At 45.5% G+C, this 18,779-nt stretch carries 13 protein-coding genes; 11 read left to right on the plus strand and 2 right to left on the minus strand.

Going from position 1 to position 18,779, the window contains the following annotated elements; genetic code table 11:
* Positions 1–148: 148 nt before the first annotated feature.
* A complete protein-coding gene (locus tag CI960_RS20060) occupies positions 149–1,348 on the plus strand; it encodes an ATP-binding protein (RefSeq protein ID WP_029257263.1) in 1,200 nt (399 codons plus the stop codon).
* 89 nt (positions 1,349–1,437) lie between these two features.
* On the opposite strand, the gene CI960_RS20065 is transcribed toward CI960_RS20060, so the two are convergent.
* Positions 1,438–3,066, minus strand: a complete 1,629-nt coding sequence (locus tag CI960_RS20065) for a fumarate hydratase (protein ID WP_005860810.1) — start codon at positions 3,064–3,066, stop codon at positions 1,438–1,440.
* 125 nt (positions 3,067–3,191) lie between these two features.
* Here CI960_RS20065 and CI960_RS20070 point away from each other — a divergent pair, with 125 nt between their 5' ends.
* From CI960_RS20070 to CI960_RS20080, 3 genes are all read left to right on the plus strand, one after another.
* Positions 3,192–5,441, plus strand: coding sequence for a trypsin-like peptidase domain-containing protein (locus CI960_RS20070; protein WP_005860808.1), 2,250 nt, complete (start codon positions 3,192–3,194; stop codon positions 5,439–5,441).
* A gap of 265 nt (positions 5,442–5,706) precedes the next feature.
* Complete coding sequence (locus CI960_RS20075) at positions 5,707–7,398, plus strand: hypothetical protein (RefSeq protein WP_005860806.1); 1,692 nt, start codon at positions 5,707–5,709, stop codon at positions 7,396–7,398.
* Positions 7,399–7,607: 209 nt separating this feature from the next.
* On the plus strand, positions 7,608–9,362 hold the full coding sequence (locus tag CI960_RS20080) for an LruC domain-containing protein (RefSeq protein ID WP_005860804.1): 1,755 nt from the start codon (positions 7,608–7,610) through the stop codon (positions 9,360–9,362).
* Positions 9,363–9,467: 105 nt separating this feature from the next.
* Here CI960_RS20080 and typA read toward each other — a convergent pair whose 3' ends face one another.
* On the minus strand, positions 9,468–11,264 hold the full coding sequence (gene typA / locus CI960_RS20085; RefSeq protein ID WP_005860802.1) for a translational GTPase TypA: 1,797 nt from the start codon (positions 11,262–11,264) through the stop codon (positions 9,468–9,470).
* 170 nt (positions 11,265–11,434) lie between these two features.
* Here typA and rpsO point away from each other — a divergent pair, with 170 nt between their 5' ends.
* The 7 genes from rpsO to CI960_RS20120 all read left to right on the plus strand — a co-directional run bounded on the left by rpsO (position 11,435) and on the right by CI960_RS20120 (position 18,759).
* Entirely contained in the window at positions 11,435–11,704 is a 270-nt protein-coding gene (gene rpsO, locus CI960_RS20090; RefSeq protein ID WP_005860800.1) for a 30S ribosomal protein S15, read from the plus strand.
* 159 nt (positions 11,705–11,863) lie between these two features.
* Positions 11,864–12,445: a helix-turn-helix domain-containing protein gene (locus CI960_RS20095; RefSeq protein ID WP_005860798.1), complete on the plus strand. Its 582-nt coding sequence runs from the start codon at positions 11,864–11,866 to the stop codon at positions 12,443–12,445.
* 12 nt (positions 12,446–12,457) lie between these two features.
* Positions 12,458–14,107, plus strand: coding sequence for an AMP-binding protein (locus CI960_RS20100; RefSeq protein ID WP_005860796.1), 1,650 nt, complete (start codon positions 12,458–12,460; stop codon positions 14,105–14,107).
* 86 nt (positions 14,108–14,193) lie between these two features.
* Positions 14,194–15,012 carry an AraC family transcriptional regulator gene (locus CI960_RS20105; protein WP_005860794.1) on the plus strand — a complete coding sequence of 273 codons (819 nt, stop codon included), beginning with the start codon at positions 14,194–14,196 and terminating at the stop codon, positions 15,010–15,012.
* A 112-nt stretch (positions 15,013–15,124) separates the two neighbouring features.
* Complete coding sequence (locus CI960_RS20110) at positions 15,125–15,880, plus strand: glucose 1-dehydrogenase (RefSeq protein ID WP_005860792.1); 756 nt, start codon at positions 15,125–15,127, stop codon at positions 15,878–15,880.
* A gap of 230 nt (positions 15,881–16,110) precedes the next feature.
* Positions 16,111–17,529 (plus strand): adenosylhomocysteinase, encoded by a 1,419-nt coding sequence (ahcY, locus tag CI960_RS20115; RefSeq protein WP_005860790.1) that lies wholly within the window; start codon positions 16,111–16,113, stop codon positions 17,527–17,529.
* Positions 17,530–17,631: 102 nt separating this feature from the next.
* Positions 17,632–18,759, plus strand: coding sequence for a glycosyltransferase (locus CI960_RS20120; RefSeq protein WP_005860788.1), 1,128 nt, complete (start codon positions 17,632–17,634; stop codon positions 18,757–18,759).
* Positions 18,760–18,779: the final 20 nt, after the last annotated feature.

Below are 18,779 nucleotides of genomic sequence, written 5' to 3' on the forward strand. Positions count from 1 at the left end.
AAAGTACGCTACGACCGGATACTTACAGGTTTTGCTTTTTACTCTTAACAAAAAAACACCAGATTTGCTTTTTGCCCTTAACAAATCCATGTACTTTTTGCTATCTATCTTGAATAAATCGTATATTTGTCATTCATTCAATCAGCGTATGGATAGTCTATTTATTAAACAAGAACGATTACTGGCACAAACGAGTACCCATATCATAAGGGAACTCATGAACCAAATTCACTGGGATAATCCTCTGATCGCCATCAGAGGATCAAGGGGTGTCGGAAAAACAACACTCATGTTGCAATACATCAAACTGAATTTCCAGCCGGGAAGCAGGGAGGTACTTTATTGCACGCTCGACAGCATCTATTTCAGTAATCACACCCTATCTGAGCTGATTGAGCGGTTCTATTTGCAAGGAGGAAAACAATTATTCCTTGATGAAGTACATAAATATCCCACTTGGAGTAAAGAGATAAAAGAGGCCTACGACCTGTATCCATCTCTACGAATTGTTTTTAGCGGTTCTTCCCTATTGAATATATTGAATGCGGATGCCGATCTTTCCAGACGTTGCCTACCATATAATATGTACGGACTTTCCTTCCGGGAATTTCTCATGTTCTATAAGCAAATTGATATACCTGTCTATTCCCTACAAACGATACTGGAAAATCCAGGAAACATTTGCCGGGAAATAAATGAGAAATGTCGCCCCGTACAAATGTTTAACGAATATCTCCACGAAGGGTATTACCCCTTTTTTACGGGTAACAGAGAAGATTATTATATTAATATCGAGAATGTGGTCAATCTCATTATTGAGCAGGAACTCCCGTTGCTGTGTGGCGTAGATCCTGCCTATACACGGAAGCTAAAGGCTTTGATGGGTATCTTAGCTACCTCTGTTCCTTATGAGCTGGACATCACGAAACTAGCGGGAATGATCGGACTTTCCCGAAACTCTGTCATCAATTACTTACAGAATTTGGACAAGGCGGAATTGCTCAAGTTATTGTACTCGGATTTACTATCTGTCAAAAAGATGCAAAAACCGGATAAGATTTACCTACAGAATCCCAACCTATTGTACGCCATAGCTTCCGCTCCCGTACAGATCGGGACGGCAAGGGAAACTTTTGTCGTCAACCAGTTATCCGTAAATCATAACGTGGAATATGGAAAAACAAAAGGTGACTTTATCGTAGACCATGCCTACACCTTCGAGGTAGGAGGAGCGGATAAAACATTCAAGCAAATAGCGGATCTCCCCGATTCCTTCATCTTGGCTGACAATATGGAGTTCGCCACCGGCAAGAAACTACCGCTGTGGATCGTGGGATTAACCTATTAAAAAAACACGTACGACTTTTTTTTTAGAAAAAAGCGGTATCCAGCTTGCCGCCGGATACCGCTTTTCATTTATCTTTACCGATCAAGGAATCAGCAACGAGGCTTGATCTGCTTGAAGAAGTCATTACCCTTGTTATCTACCAAGATAAATGCGGGGAAGTTCTCTACCTCGATCTTCCAGATCGCTTCCATACCCAATTCCGGATATTCCACGCACTCGATGCTCTTGATATTGTTCTGAGCCAGGATAGCCGCAGGGCCACCGATAGATCCTAGGTAGAAACCGCCGTGATTCTTACAAGCGTCCGTAACTTGCTGGCTACGGTTACCCTTCGCCAACATGATCATGCTACCGCCATGGCTCTGGAACAAGTCAACGTATGAGTCCATACGACCCGCGGTCGTCGGGCCCATAGAGCCACAAGCCATACCTGCCGGAGTCTTAGCCGGGCCCGCGTAATAAATAGGATGATCCTTGATGTATTGGGGAAGATCCTCGCCACGATCCAGACGCTCCTTCAACTTAGCGTGAGCGATATCACGGCCCACGATGATCGTTCCGTTCAATGACAAACGAGTAGATACTGGATATTTATCCAATTCCTTCAAGATATCCGCCATCGGTTGGTTCAAGTTGATCTTGACAGCGTCGCCCTCACCCGCTTGACGAAGTTCCTCCGGAATCAATTCGCCGGGATGGCTATCCAACTTCTCGATCCAGATACCTTCCTTATTGATCTTACATTTAATATTACGGTCCGCGGAGCAACTTACACCCAAACCTACCGGGCAAGAAGCGCCATGGCGAGGCAAACGGATGATGCGAACATCATGTGCCAGATATTTACCACCGAATTGAGCGCCCAAGCCAATATTCTGGGCGGCGGCCAATACCTCTTTCTCCAACTCCACGTCGCGGAAAGCACGGCCACCCTCGCTACCGGTCGTAGGCAAGCTATCATAGAAACGGGTAGAAGCCAACTTCACCGTCAATAAATTCTTCTCAGCGGAAGTACCGCCAATCACGATCGCTATATGATACGGAGGACAAGCGGCCGTACCCAATGTCTTGATCTTCTCTACGAGGAAGGGAACCAATGTACCCGGATTCAAGATCGCTTTTGTCTCTTGGTATAAATAAGTCTTATTGGCGGAACCACCTCCTTTTGTCACGCAAAGGAACTCATACTCCATGCCTTCCGTAGCCTCGATATCGATCTGGGCCGGCAAGTTACATTTCGTATTTACCTCATCGTACATATTCAGCGGAGCGTTCTGGGAGTAACGAAGGTTCTCTTCCGTGTAGGTCTTGTAAACACCTAAGGAAAGCGCTTCTTCATCACAGTAACCGGTCCAGACCTGCTGGCCCTTCTCGCCGTGGATAATAGCCGTACCGGTATCTTGGCAGAAAGGAAGTACGCCTTTAGCCGCTACCTCGGCGTTGCGAAGGAATGTCAAGGCCACGTACTTATCGTTGTCCGTAGCTTCCGGATCGCTTAGGATCTTTGCGACCTGCTCGTTGTGAGAACGGCGAAGCATGAATGATACGTCGCGGAAAGCGGCGTTAGCCATAGCGGTCAAACCTTCTTTAGCGACTTTCAAGATCGGTTTTCCTTCAAACTCAGAAACGGAAACATAATCTTTTGTAAGCAAATAATACTCTGTTGTGTCCGGTCCCTTTTGGAACATCGGCTCGTAGTGAAACGGAGGTGTTGCCATATCTTTAGAATTTAATTATATATTGGTTTTATTTAAGTTTGTCCGTACTTTTCGATTGGCAAACTTAGCGAAAAAACTTGATATATAGATCATGGGGTAAAGAAATATAGTTATATTTGCCCGATATGAAAAAGTTGACCTCTTTATACATTATATTCCTGCTAACGATGCTCGGTTTTCAAGGAAATCTGAAAGCGCAGGTTAGCCACGGAGGCCGCCCGCTTCCGCTATCGCTCATGCGAAGTACAAACGGACAGATGTTTAAAGAAATGCCTCCGTTCGACGTCCAAGAGGAGTTACGCATCGACTCGCTGAATGAGAGCGACCTAAGAAGCGGTTTCCGTTTTGCCTATAAATTCATAACGGATTACAATCGGTACAACTCGGGCGTAACTTTCACCGGGCCGGATGGGACACGTGTATGGAGACTCGGGATCTACTCGCCCGGGGCCCTTTCCATCAACGTGCTCTTCACGGAATATGAACTGCCCGAAGGCGCCCAGCTCTTCCTATATAATGAGGACCAGACACAGATATTAGGCTCGTTCAATCACCTAAACAACTCGGAGTTAAACCTATTGCCGGTCTCTCCTATCCAAGGGGATCGCCTGATCATAGAATATCAAGAACCGGCTAACGCCTCTTTTCAAGGAAGACTGACCGTCGGGGAAGTCAACCATGGCTACCGGAGCTTGCGGGGGTTAGAACCGGGAGACAACACCTCACTGATCGGTAAAATTCCACCGTTAGCTTGCTATCAAGATGGGACAAACGATTACGCCCAATGGGGGCAAAGCGTCGTTCTCCTGATCATAGACGGAAGCGTAGGGTGCACGGGCACCCTGATAAATAATACGGACAATGACGGAAAGCCTTATCTACTCACCGCCTCCCATTGCCTGAACAAGCAATTCACGATGAAAAACCCCGATTATGAGAAAATAGCCGGAAGTATCGTCTGCTTTTTCAACTTCAACAGCCCTTTCTGCGACCCGATCCTAAGGGGAACGGAAGAGATGTCTACCGCATCCACTTACTTCAAGGCGGTTAATGAAATGGCAGACATGGCCTTGTTGGAACTTACCGCCACACCTCCGGTTTATTACAGGCCTTATTACGCGGGCTGGAACGCACAAGAGGTAGGACCTGCCCCCTATACGTGCATCCAACATCCCCAATACTCGGTAAAGCGAATCAGTATATCCGATGAGGATCTGGCTCCCTTTACCTTGACAGATCCAAACATGATTTTTTACAAGAACGCTCATTGGCATGTCAAGACTTGGGAAGTAGGTTATACGGCCAGCGGTTCCTCCGGATCTCCTTTATTCAATGCCGACGGAGAGATTATCGGAGCGTTATCCGGCGGGCAGTCCAGCGAGAATAGCCCGAAGGATGATTACTTCTTCTCTTTGATGAAACCATGGGACGCAATCGATACCCCCGAGAGACAGCTCAAATATTGGCTGAACCCGTCCAATGACGAGACCAAGGTTTGTGAGGGACTTGATCCGTATAAATCAGCCCCTTGTTTCCGGTTGAGCAACATCTATGACTCCGGTAATCAAGAAAACGCCGAATGTACGCTCTATCCCGGGTCTGAAAAAGCGTATTTATTCGGGAACAACCCCGCCAATATCACTGAATATGCGGAAGCTTACCAAGTAGCCGAAGCGGGTACCTTATACGGAGCTTATTTCGTAACACCGCCTGCCGGAGCGAATTACAAACAGATGGAAGTGGAAGTTACCGTTTACAGCGGCGACTCTAAGCCCTCTACATTATTATATACGGAGACATTCCAACCCACCTATAGCAATAAATCGATATTGGACGATACGTTTATTGAGACCGCTAAATCCCTAAATCGGTCACAGGAAAGTTATATCCATTTCTCCAAGCCCGTGAACGTCAGCGGAAAGTTCTACATCGGCTATAAGCTCAAGAGCGTCCCGGAGAACACGTATTTCTCCGCTTACAATTTGCCCAAAGGCAAAACGACCCGGAATACGGCTTGGGTTCATGATAAAAACGGCTGGAGACAAGCTACCGAATATACGCAAGCAGGTTTTAGCACCTCCTTGTTTATCGATCCCGTCATTCAATACGGTAACCCCATCAGCAACGAAAAGCTCGAGGCGAACGAGCAGGTACTCATTCATCTCGGTCCGGAGAAAGGCATGGTACACCTTGTTTTGCCGGATGGAATGGAGAAAGCGACTTATACATTGCACTCGGCACAAGGAAAAGTGTCGGAAAACGGAGAGATCACGGACAGGCAAGCTACACTCCATTTCCTAAAATTAACATCTGGAGTCTACTTTCTAACCGTGCATTATGGCGAGGAGCATTATACACAAAAGATTATATTTTAATCAAAAAATATACAATAAGAGTTCTGGGAAACCATCCATTGAAAAGAATGGCAAGAGGTACACAGCCATATTTTTTCAATAATTCTACCCATATTTTATGTATAAAACAAGCCTAGGATTCATTAATAAGTATTAATTAAAAAGATTTTATCGCTTCTTTGCTATCCATAACAAAAAAATACTTTAGTTTTGCACGATAATGGCTAAGGGATAATTTGGAAGTGAATATATTAACATAGTAACATTTTAAACTTACATCAAGATTATGAACAAAAAGTTTTTATTGCCATTCTTCGTATTGGCAGCCATTTTAACTCTTTCTTCTTGTTCAAACAAGTTGAAACCGTTGGCAGAACAGTACATTAAAGCAGAGCCGCAGCCGCTAGAGGCTATCGGAGGCAAAGTTCCTGTAACGATCAATGCGACTTTCCCCGCTAAATGGTTCAACAAGAAAGCTGTTGTAACTGTAACTCCGGTATTGCGTTACCAGGGTGGCGAAGCTTGGGGCACTTCTTACACTTACCAAGGTGAGAAAGTAAAAGGTAACAACCAAGTAATCCCTCAAAAAGAAGGCGCTAACGTAACTATGAAGTCTTCTTTCACTTACAAACCCGAGATGAAAAAATCAGAATTGTATTTGACTTTCGACGCGAAGATCAAAAACAAGACTGTTAAATTGCCGGACGTAAAGATCGGTGAAGGCGTTATCGCTACTTCCGAATTGGCAGACGCAGCTACTGCTACAGCAGCTATCGCAGCTGATAAATTCCAACGTATTATCAAAGAGGCTCATGACGCTAACATCATGTTCTTGATCCAACAAGCTAACCTTCGCGCTCAAGAATTGAATTCTGACGCTATCAAAGAATGGAAAGATCTTGTTAAGAACGCAGACGAGGCTCCGAACCAGAATGTAGCTATCGAGATCAGCGCTTACGCTTCTCCTGATGGTGGTTTCAAATTGAACAACACGTTGGCTGAGAATCGTGAAGGAAACACTACGAAATATTTGAACAAGGAATTGAAGAAGATGAAAGTTGACGCTCCGGTTGACGCTCGTTACACAGCTCAAGACTGGGAAGGCTTCAAGGAATTAGTTTCTGCTTCTAACTTGCAAGATAAAGACTTAGTATTGCGTGTGATCTCTATGTACCAAGATCCTGAGACAAGAGAGAAAGAAATCAAGAATATCTCCGCTGTTTACTCTGACTTGGCTGAGACTATCCTTCCGCAATTACGTCGTTCTCGTTTGACCGCTAACATCGAGATCATCGGTAAGTCTGACGACGAGATCAGCGCTTTGGCTAAGAGCAATCCTTCTGAGTTGAATATCGAGGAAATCCTTTACGCCGCTACATTGACGAACAACGACAATGAAAAGATGGCTATCTATACAAAAGCTTCTGAATTGTATCCTAACTGCTACCGCACTTGGAACAACATCGGTATGATGGCATTCAAGGCTGGTGATTTGGCTAAGGCTGAGCAAATGTTTAACAAGTCTAACTCTGTTAAGAATAACGCTTCCGCTAACATGAACTTAGGTTTGATCGCATTAACGAAGGGTGACCAAGCTAAGGCTCAACAATTGTTCGGTAACGCTGCCGGCGTAAACGAATTGAGCGAGGCTCTTGGCGTTCTTTACTTAGAGCAAGGCGAATATGCTAAGGCTGTTAACTCTTTCGGTTCTGTTAAGACTAACAACGCTGCTTTGGCTCAGATCTTGGTTAAGGATTACAGCAAGGCTTCTCAGACTTTGAACGGTGTTGCTAAACCTGATGCTATCACCTCTTACTTGAAGGCTGTTGTTGCTGCTCGTACAAACGACGCTAACGGTGTAGTAAGCAACTTGAAGGCCGCTATCGCTGCTGACAAGAGCTTGGCTAAGGAAGCTGCTATCGACTTAGAGTTCGCTAAATATGCGACTAACTCTGACTTCTCAGCTTTAGTAAAATAATTAGAAAATATTCTTTCTAAATAAGAAAAAGACCTCATCCTTTTGGATGGGGTTTTTTTATATTCCACCCACTCAAGCCTATATTTCAGAATATTGCAACACTTCAAAATAAATATTGATTATCAATGACTTTTTTATAAAATAAATCCGTAGATTTGCAAAATTCAATAAAGTTGTTGTAAATATTAATCAAATAGGGTAAAGAAATTATGAGATCACAAATCTGGAAACAAATGGTGTGGGTATTTTGTCTGCTCTTCCTTATGGAATCATGCGTTAAGCATGACATTTATCAAGGAGAAGACCCCTCGGTATATCCTCAAGAACCTACCAAAGAAGAAGAAGATTACATAGCCCAGTTCGAGAATTTCGAGAACATACAGGTTAACATATCTTCTCAGCATGAAGGGACCCTATATTCTATTTATTATGAATATCCTTATGAGGAAGGCTCTTTAGTCAAAGATCCTTATTTAATTGGTAAAACTCCGATCCATATGGCTCTGGAAGTACCTACACACGTAAAGAAACTCTATATCCTAAGAGGGGATGGGGAACTTATTGAGAGCGATGTAAAGGATATCACGATCGGTAGCGGAACCAAAAGCAGTTTACGGGCTACAAATGCGATCAGTGATGAAGTCCTTCATCTGATCAATAACAAATACTTCCCGGAAAAGTCATACAATGTGAAAAGCGAAGATTTATATAGATGTTCTGATCTAAAAATCACGGAAACCGTTTTTACCAGTAGCTTTGAGAAAGCGGATATTTGGCTAACCTATATAAGCGACGGAGGAATGTCCAAAGGCAACAGTAATATGCATGGTAAAATTTGGTTCTATACATATCCCTCCGAGAAGATGGAGAACCTTACTTTAGATGACTGCACCTTCTATGGAAAAACTAATGGTGCTATCCAAGTCACTGACTTCAATACGATCAACCAAGGCGATAATTATATATTCTACTCCAAAGAAGAACAGCCAAAGGCCCAAGCAGGAGAATATACCCGAATACCCTTGGGAAGATTCGACAAGGGGCTCAACGTCGGCTTCGTATATCGAGGCACAGACCGTCCACAGTTCTCCACTCCGGCATTAAATGGGCCGGATAACAATAAAGTACCAGATAATGGGACATTCTCCCATAATTACGTAGGCCATACCTTAAAATATGGTAATTCCTCTTTCAAAATAGAGAAAAACGTAGCAAACGGCTTCATTCACCACATTCAAGAAGGTGATTTTGAAGGAAATGTACTGGGAATGGAAAATCGCTGCCCAAACTATAGGGCCTATGATGGAGACTACAACGATATGCTTTGTCTAATCGAAAGTAATCCCGTTGCCATCGAGCCGGCAGAGCCGGTAACCCCTCCCGTCATAGAATCGCAAACGAACAAGAAAGGATTCCTCTTGTTCGAAGATAATTATCCAAACCAAGGCGATTTCGATTTCAATGACGCTGTCATATATTATAGCATCACAGCATATACCGATAAGAGTACCGCAGATGTTTATGCCCAGTTACTGGCTAAAGGCTGTACATTCCACAACCAATTTGGATTTAAGGACGCCAATGGACTAACTCCCTTTTTCTCCGATGTCAATGGATATGTCAATGTGAGAAAATTCGACAAGGAACCGGAAAGTGGGATTACAAAGACATTAACATATAGTGCGACTCAGCTGATCATGCCTTACATTGATAACGGGAAGGGACCGGTAAGTAAAAACGTCAAGAATACGGATCTATACCCATATGTATTGGATATTCCTTATTCGGAAAATCAACCTTTCCGTTGGTGTATAGAGAATAAAAGCATCGACGAAGCTTATAATTTTGACCAAGATTACCGAAAGGCACATGGAGATTGGTATGAGACTCCTAAAGATGAATCGTTAGTGATACAATTTACCACTCCGGATGAAGAGAAGAAAGATCCGGAAAATAAAGAATGAAGGATACACACTCATTGAAGGATCTCTAAAATCCTAACATCATATAAAAAACGGCGGGCTTTTTAAAGGCCCGCCGTTTTTTGTATCTATTAATAGAAGAATATATTATCTACCTTGGCGCTTACGCTCTGTCTCATCCAAGATGATCTTACGCATACGCATATTATTCGGGGTGATCTCTACGTACTCATCGCCCTTGATGTACTCAAGCGCATCCTCTAGGCTGAATACGATAGGAGGAGCCAAGGAAACTTTGTCGTCCGAACCAGAGGCACGCATATTCGTCAACTTCTTGGATTTGGTAACATTTACCACCAAGTCATTGTCCTTGGTATGCTCACCAACCACCTGTCCAGCGTAAACCTCCTCGCCCGGGGCGATGAAGAAACGTCCGCGGGATTGCAAGTTATTCAGGGCATAAGCGAAAGCCTGACCTGTCTCCATAGCGATAATCGAACCATTCATACGTCGTTCGATATCACCCTTCCACGGTTGATATTCCAAGAAACGGTGTGCCATGATAGCCTCACCGGCAGAGGCGGTCAATACGGCGTTGTTCAAACCGATAATACCACGGGAAGGAATCGTGAATTCTAAGTGCATACGACCATTCTTGCTTTCCATCATGGTCATCTCGCCCTTACGCTTCGTTACCATATCGATAATACGGCTAGAGCATTCCTCCGGAAGATTCACCGTCAATTGCTCTACCGGCTCACATTTCTCACCATCGATCTCCTTGATGATAACCTGAGGCTGACCTACCTGCAACTCGTATCCCTCACGACGCATCGTCTCGATCAATACAGACAAGTGAAGCACGCCACGGCCATATACCAACCAAGAATCAGCGGAATCAGTAGGAACTACGCGTAAAGCCAAGTTCTTATCCAATTCTTTCTGCAAACGGTCAAAAATATGACGGGAAGTAACAAACTTACCATCCTTACCAAAGAACGGAGAATTGTTGATCGTGAAAAGCATAGACATCGTAGGCTCGTCGATAGCGATCGTTGGCAATGGCTCCGGCTCGTTCACGTCGGCGATAGTCTCACCGATCTCGAAACCATCGATACCGATAATAGCGCAAATATCCCCGGACTGCACGGAATCAACTTTCGTACGTCCCAAGCCCTCGAATACATCCACTTCCTTGATCCTCGATTTCACCATACTACCATCACGCTTACAAAGCATGACATCTTGGCCCTCTTTCAACTCGCCACGGTGTACACGTCCTACGGCGATACGACCTACATACTTAGAATAATCCAAAGAAGTAATCAACATCTGCGGAGTACCCTCCAACATCTTTGGTTCGGGGATATACTTGATGATCGCATCAAGCACAGCCGCGATATCCTCTTTCGGCTCCTTCCAATCCTCGGACATCCAGCCCTGCTTGGCGGAACCATAAATAGTAGGGAAGTCAAGCTGCTCCTCGGTAGCATCCAGACTAAACATCAAGTCGAATACCATTTCCTGCACTTCCGACGGGCGGCAATTCGGCTTATCCACCTTATTAATTACCACGATCGGCTTCAAACCCAGTTGAATCGCTTTTTGCAAAACAAAACGAGTCTGCGGCATAGGCCCCTCAAAGGCGTCTACCAATAGCAAACAACCATCCGCCATATTCAAGACACGCTCCACCTCGCCACCAAAGTCGGCGTGGCCCGGAGTGTCAATAATATTGATCTTATATCCCTTATAATTGATAGACACGTTCTTGGCAAGAATCGTGATACCTCGTTCCCGTTCCAGATCATTGTTATCCATGAACTGATCCGGTTCTGCCTGTCCTTCACGGAAAAGCTTACCGGCTAATAACATCTTATCCACGAGCGTCGTTTTGCCGTGGTCTACGTGCGCGATAATCGCAATGTTTCTGATCTTTTGCATTGAAGACTAATTTATTGGCTGCAAAAATACGATATTTTTACGATATATATATGACATTCATGCTTCAAAACACAAAAAAGATAGCAGAATCTATTGCAAATCAAAAAGGAATGCCTACCTTTGCGACCGCTTAGATAACATAGTATTAATTTATTAAAGTAAAAAGAATCATGTATTTAGATTCAGCAAAGAAACAAGAATTATTTGAAAAGTATGGCAAATCAGCTACTAACACAGGTTCTGCTGAGAGCCAAATCGCATTGTTCACATTCCGTATCTCTCACTTGACAGAGCACTTGAAAGTGAATCACAAAGATTACGCTACGGAAAGATCATTGAAGATGTTGGTAGGTAAACGTCGTCGTTTATTGGACTATCTGATCAAGACTGACATCGAGAGATACCGCGCTATCATCAAAGAACTTGGTATCAGAAAGTAAGAAAAAGCTTACTCGAAAATATTAAAAAGGGCAATCCCAAATGGGTATTGCCCTTTTTATTTGTCTTAATCCTAGATATAATAAAATATTAATGTAAATTTGCGCCGTTTAGTATCAAATTATCAAACATTACAGGACTATAAATAACAAATCATACACATGGGAAACAACAAAATTATAGGCGCGAAAATTAAAAATATCCGGGAATCGAAACAACTCTCTATCGAGGAGGTAGCCGAACGCTCCGGGTTAGGTATCGAACAGATCGAACGTATCGAGGGTAACTTGGATTTTCCATCTTTGGCCCCTCTTATCAAAATAGCACGGGTATTAGGGGTACGTTTGGGTACATTCTTGGATGACCAAGCGGAGCTAGGCCCGGTCGTATGCCGCAAAAAGGACAGCGAGGCCGATGGTATCGGGTTCACGAACAACGCGACACAAGGGCACAAGCATATGGATTACCACTCGCTCTCGCAAGATAAGTCCGGCCGCCATATGGAACCCTTCTTGATCGAGATCGCTCCCTCCGAGGAAGGCGAGGATTTCATCCTGTCCACGCATGAGGGAGAGGAGTTTATCTACGTATTGAATGGCGTCGTAGAGATCAATTACGGAAAGAACACCTATATCCTAGAGGAAGGCGATAGCATCTATTATGATTCCATCGTGGCGCATCATGTACATGCGGCAGCCGACAACAAGGCCCGAATCCTAGGAGTTGTCTATACACCTTATTAAATCCAGCGTTTTATGGAATTACATAACAGAACCCTTGGCCAATGGCTGGAACATTGGGCCGAGACTACACCGGACAAGGAATATATCGTTTATTCGGACCGTGACTTACGTTTCACTTGGAGCGAATTCAACAAGCGTGTGGACGACATGGCGAAAGGCATGCTGGCGATCGGTATCACTCATGGCACACATGTCGGCGTATGGGCGACAAACGTACCGGATTGGCTGACTTTCTTATATGCCGGAGCCAAGATCGGTGCCGTACTGGTCACGATCAACACCAACTATAAACAAAGCGAACTGGAATATCTGGTTGAGAACGCCGATATCCATACGATGTGTATCACAGACGGCGTGTTTGATGGAAGTTACGTGGACATGGTCTATACCATGTTGCCGGAATTGAAGACCTCTCAACGGGGGTATTTGAAAAGCAAGCGTTTCCCACGCTTGAGAAATGTAGTATATATCGGACAGGAGAAATACAGGGGTATGTACAATACGCCCGAGATGTTGCTCCTCGGACAAAATATCAAGGATGAGACGTTAGAGGCTGCCAAAGCGAGAGTAAATTGCCACGACGTTGTCAATATGCAATATACTTCCGGTACGACCGGCTTCCCGAAAGGGGTCATGTTGACTCACTACAACATCGCCAACAACGGTTTCTTGACGGGTGAGCATATGAAATTCACCGCCGACGATAAGCTTTGTTGCTGCGTACCTCTCTTTCATTGCTTTGGTGTGGTATTAGCTTCCATGAACGTATTGACGCATGGATGTACGCAAGTGATGGTCGAGAAATTCGATCCGCTATTGGTATTAGCTTCTATACATAAAGAGCGTTGCACGGCCGTGTACGGCGTGCCTACCATGTTCATTGCCGAGCTGAACCACCCGATGTTCGAGATGTTCGACCTCACGTCGTTACGTACCGGTATTATGGCAGGTTCTCTTTGCCCGGTTGAACTCATGAAAACCGTGGACGAGAAGATGCATATGCGTGTAACCAGCGTGTATGGATTGACAGAGACCTCACCGGGTATGACCCACTCCCGTATCGAAGATCCGGCCGAGGTGCGTTATAATACCGTAGGCCATGAGTTCGAATTTACCGAGGTACGGGTTATCGATCCGGAGACTGGCGAGGAATGCCCCGTCGGTGTACAGGGCGAGATGTGTAACCGCGGTTATAATAACATGAAAGGTTACTATAAAAACGAAGCCGCCACCAATGAGGCGATCGACAAGGATGGCTTCCTGCATTCCGGCGACTTAGGCGTGAAAGACGAGAACGGCAACTATCGGATCACCGGCCGTATCAAGGACATGATTATCCGCGGGGGCGAGAATATCTATCCCCGTGAGCTGGAGGAGTTCCTCTATCATTTCCCCGGCGTGAAAGACGTGCAAGTAGCTGCTGTTCCTTCCAAGAAATATGGAGAGGAAGTGGGTGCCTTTATCATCCTTCACGATGGTGTGACGGCTACGGAGGAAGAGGTGAAAGACTTCTGCCGCGGAAAGATCGCCCGGCATAAGATCCCGAAATACATCTTCTTCGTCGATACCTTCCCGATGACCGGAAGCGGAAAGATACAGAAGTTCAAGTTGAAAGACCTCGGGCTGAAACTATTGCAAGAGCAAGGTATCACGCCGGCCTAACGATTTAGTGGACAGTTAACAGTTACTTTAAAATCCTCATAATGGGCGGCACGATCTTCCCGTGTCGCCCATTTTCCTAAAGAACGATGGACGGGATCAACACACTGCGTTACTCGGATTTATTTTTAGCGATGTATTTCGATGGCGGAAAGAGCTGCCTGCACCGGAATCATTCGCATGTGTTGGTGTATGTATACTCCGGAGAGATGGTAATCGACGAGAAAGGCCAAATCACCCGGTTACATAAAGGAGAATGCGCTTTCATCCGCAAGGACTTCAGCGTACAGATGACGAAACAAGCATGGAATGGCGAGCAGTTCAAGGCGATCTTCTTGATGTTCACCATGAAGTTCCTACGCGACTTTTACAGCAAATTAGATCGAAATACTCTCCCTAAAGACGCCAAGCGAGATCAGGTAAGCCTTTACAAGCTACCGTCCAACCGTCCCGATATCGTAAGCTTGTTTGAGTCGATGACCCCTTATTTCAATTCCAAGATCCAACCGACAGACGAATTGCTTCAACTAAAAATGGTCGAGGGCGTCTATGTGTTGCTCAATACCGACAAGAATCTATATGCCTCTATCTTCGATTTTACCGATCCATGGAAGATAGACATACTGGAATTTATGGAGCGGAATTATATGAACGATATTTCCATGGAAGAAATCGCCAACTATACGGGACGCAGTCTCTCCACATTTAAACGTGATTTCAAGAAATGTAGCGCTCTCTCGCCCCGGGAATGGCTCATCCGACGCCGCCTTGAAGCCGCACATGGGCTGATACGTAAGGGGGGGCGTAAGGTCTCGGAGATTTGTTTCGAGGTAGGCTTCAAGAACCTTTCCCATTTCTCGAAAATCTATAAGATAGCGTATGGCGTACCGCCAACCGAGGATATATAATATTTATAATGGCCCACACAACAAAGCTATTTGAACCACATAACAAAGCCTCTATACCACTCCCTCCTTATCTTCGCGACATAAATAATAACAAAATGTAAATCAAATGATCATGACAAAGACAATGGAAGAGAAAGTAGCTTTAGTAACCGGTTCAGCGATGGGTATCGGACTCGCTTGCGCTGAAGCCTTCGCCAAGGCTGGATACATAACCGTATTGGCAGACATCCGTGAGCCGGGAGAACAAGTAGAGAAATTAGTAGCCGAGGGACAGAAGGCCGTAGCATATCGGTGCGACGTATCAAACACGCAAGCCGTAAAAGAGATGATCGACTGGACCGTAGCTACCTACGGAAGACTGGATGCGGCTCTTAACAACGCAGGCATACAAACACCGCAACGCCCAATGGCGGAAATCACCGACGATGAATTCGACCGTACCGTGGCTGTGGATTTGAAAGGTGTCTGGAACTGCATGCGTTATGAGATCCTGCAAATGCTGAAACAAGGCGGCGGCGCCATCGTCAACACCTCATCGCAAGGTGGAGTCACGGGATTTCCGGGGCAAGCGGCCTACATAGCCTGTAAGCATGCCGTTATCGGACTGACACGTACCGCCGCTATCGACTATGCGGCAAAGAATATCCGCATCAATGCCGTATGTCCGGGCGTTATCCGTACGCCGATGGCGGAAGACTTAATGCGGCGTGACCCTTCCTTGGAGAAGGAGCTGGTGCGCGACATTCCCGCAGGGCGGCTCGGCAAACCGGAAGAGATCGCCAACGCCGTACTTTGGCTATGCAGCCCGCAAGCGAGCTTCGTAGATGGCCACGCGCTATTGGTAGATGGAGCCTTCAGTATTCATTAAATCGCAAAACTACAGAGAGTCCAATACTGCAACGGCATTGCAGTGTTACTGCAATGCAGGTTGCAGTAATGCTGCATGGCTGTTGCAGAACTACTGCAAGGCAGGTTGCAGTAACAAACCCACCTACCCCTCGGCAAGCCTCTGCCCTAGATGGAAATTCATAGATAAAGAACACCTACTATCAACGCTTTTTCGTACCTTTGCGTCTCAACCATTTATAGTATTAATTTATGTCACAATTATTTCCAACTAATCTGCCTTATAAAGTGGCAGATATGAGTTTGGCTGAATTCGGTCGCAAAGAGATCGAGATCGCCGAACACGAAATGCCGGGATTAATGGCGCTACGCCAGAAATACGCCGATCAGAAACCCTTGAAAGGCGCACGTATCACCGGCTCACTGCATATGACTATTCAGACGGCGGTGTTAATCGAAACATTAGTTGCGTTGGGAGCGGACGTTCGCTGGGCTAGCTGTAACATCTTCTCCACACAAGATCATGCCGCTGCCGCTATCGCAGCGGACGGCGTACCGGTATTCGCTTGGAAAGGCGAGACGCTGGAGGAGTATTGGTGGTGTACGGACATGGCGCTTCGTTTCCCGGAAGGTAAAGGCCCTCACATGATTGTTGACGATGGCGGCGACGCTTCCTTGCTGATTCACATGGGCTATCGTGCGGAGAACGATGCGGAGACTATCAACCGCAAAGGCGGAAATCATGAGAAACAGGTAATCCTGGATACATTAAATCGTATCCTTCAAGAAGATAACAGCCGTTGGCACCGTACGGTAGCCGAGATGAAAGGGGTATCGGAAGAGACGACCACCGGCGTTCACCGTCTGTATCAGATGATGGAGAAAGGTGAGTTGCTGGTTCCGGCTATCAATGTTAATGACTCCGTGACGAAATCCAAGTTCGATAACCTATACGGTTGCCGTGAGTCTTTGGCGGACGGCATCAAGCGGGCTACGGACGTAATGATCGCCGGCAAGGTGGTAGTCGTTGCCGGATATGGTGACGTAGGTAAAGGCTGCTCTCACTCCATGCGCTCTTACGGGGCCCGTGTACTCGTGACCGAGATCGATCCGATCTGCGCCCTGCAAGCCGCTATGGAAGGTTTCGAGGTTACGACCATGGAAGAGGCCGTGAAAGAGGGTAACATCTTCGTTACAACCACCGGAAACTGCGATATCATCACGATCGAGCATATGACACAGATGAAAGATCAATCGATCGTATGTAATATCGGTCACTTCGACAACGAGATCCAAGTGGACAAGCTTGTCAACTATCCGAATATCAAGCACACGAATATCAAACCTCAAGTGGACAAATATACGTTCCCGAACGGAAATTCCATCTTCTTATTGGCAGAGGGACGCTTGGTAAACTTAGGTTGCGCTACGGGACACCCATCATTCGTAATGAGCAACTCATTTACGAACCAAGTTCTTGCCCAGATGGATTTATGGCAAATGGCCTATGAGGTAGGCGTATATCGTTTGCCGAAACGTTTGGATGAGGAAGTTGCCCGCCTACACTTGGAACGTATCGGCGTGAAATTATCTACATTATCACAAAAGCAAGCTGATTATATCGGCGTACCGGTAGAAGGACCGTACAAGGCTGATCATTACAGATACTAATTAATTGAAAATTGAAAGTTGAGAATTGAAAATGAAGGGAGGACAGCTCCTGTAGTTCTCGATTCTTAATTTTCAATTTTCAATTCTTAATTTTCAATTACCATGCGTTTCGCTATTCTCTCCCCCATTTATCCCTATCGTGGCGGTATCGCCCAATTCAGCGGGATGCTCTATACGGAATTAGTAAAAGAAGGTCATGAAGTAAAGGCTTTCAACTTCAAACGCCTTTATCCGGATATCTTATTTCCCGGCAAGACTCAATACGTAGAAGCGGGAGACCGTGCGATCGAAATCGAGAGCGTGCGAGTATTAGATAGCGTCAACCCGGTTAGTTATTTCAGTACCGTAAACGCCATTCGTTCCTATGCGCCGGACGTACTGATTATCTCTTACTGGATGTCCTTTTTCGTTCCCGGATACGCCCACGTAGCGAACCGGATGAAGAAGCATTGCAAGGTAATCACCCTTATCCACAACGCAATTCCCCATGAGCCGCGTTTCTTCGACAAGCCTTTAGCTTCGTTACTTTTCAAGCAATGCCATGGCTTTATCGTGATGAGCGATAACGTGCGGTATGATTTGCGGAAACTTTACCCGGGCGCTAAATATATCCAGAACCCACACCCGCTTTACAATCATTTCGGGAGTAAGATCAACAAGAACGAGGCGTGCCGGAAATTAGGAATCCATCCGTCCAAAAAGAATCTTCTATTCTTTGGACTGATACGGGATTATAAAGGATTAGACCTGCTGATAGAAGCGATGGGACAGCTTAACGAGGATTACCATCTCATTATAGCCGGTGAATGTTACGGAAGTTTTGAGAAGTATCAGACCTTGATCGATGCATCTCCGGCAAAAAAACGTATATTCGTCCACTGTGAATATATCAGCGACGAGGAAATCCCCATTTATTTCTCAGCGGCGGATGCCTTGGTACTCCCCTATCGCTCCGCCACTCAAAGCGGTGTCGTATCCGTAGCCTACAATTACGATTTACCTATGTTAAGTACTCCCGTAGGCGATTTCAAGAACAGCATCGAAAAGCCGGGTACAGGCATCGTAGTGCCTGAGATATCCGCAACGGCCCTCGCCCAAGGTATCGAGGAACTTTTCACCCCCTCACAGCAAGCCACCATCCCCGCGAACATATCCAAAGAAAAAGCAGCCCTCTCGTGGGAAACCCTAACGAGAAAACTGCTCGATTTTATCAATAGCGGTTTCATCTAGTTGTAGAGACGGGGCGTGCC

This window comes from Parabacteroides sp. CT06, assembly GCF_002257605.1.
Taxonomy (GTDB): Bacteria; Bacteroidota; Bacteroidia; order Bacteroidales; family Tannerellaceae; genus Parabacteroides; species Parabacteroides distasonis.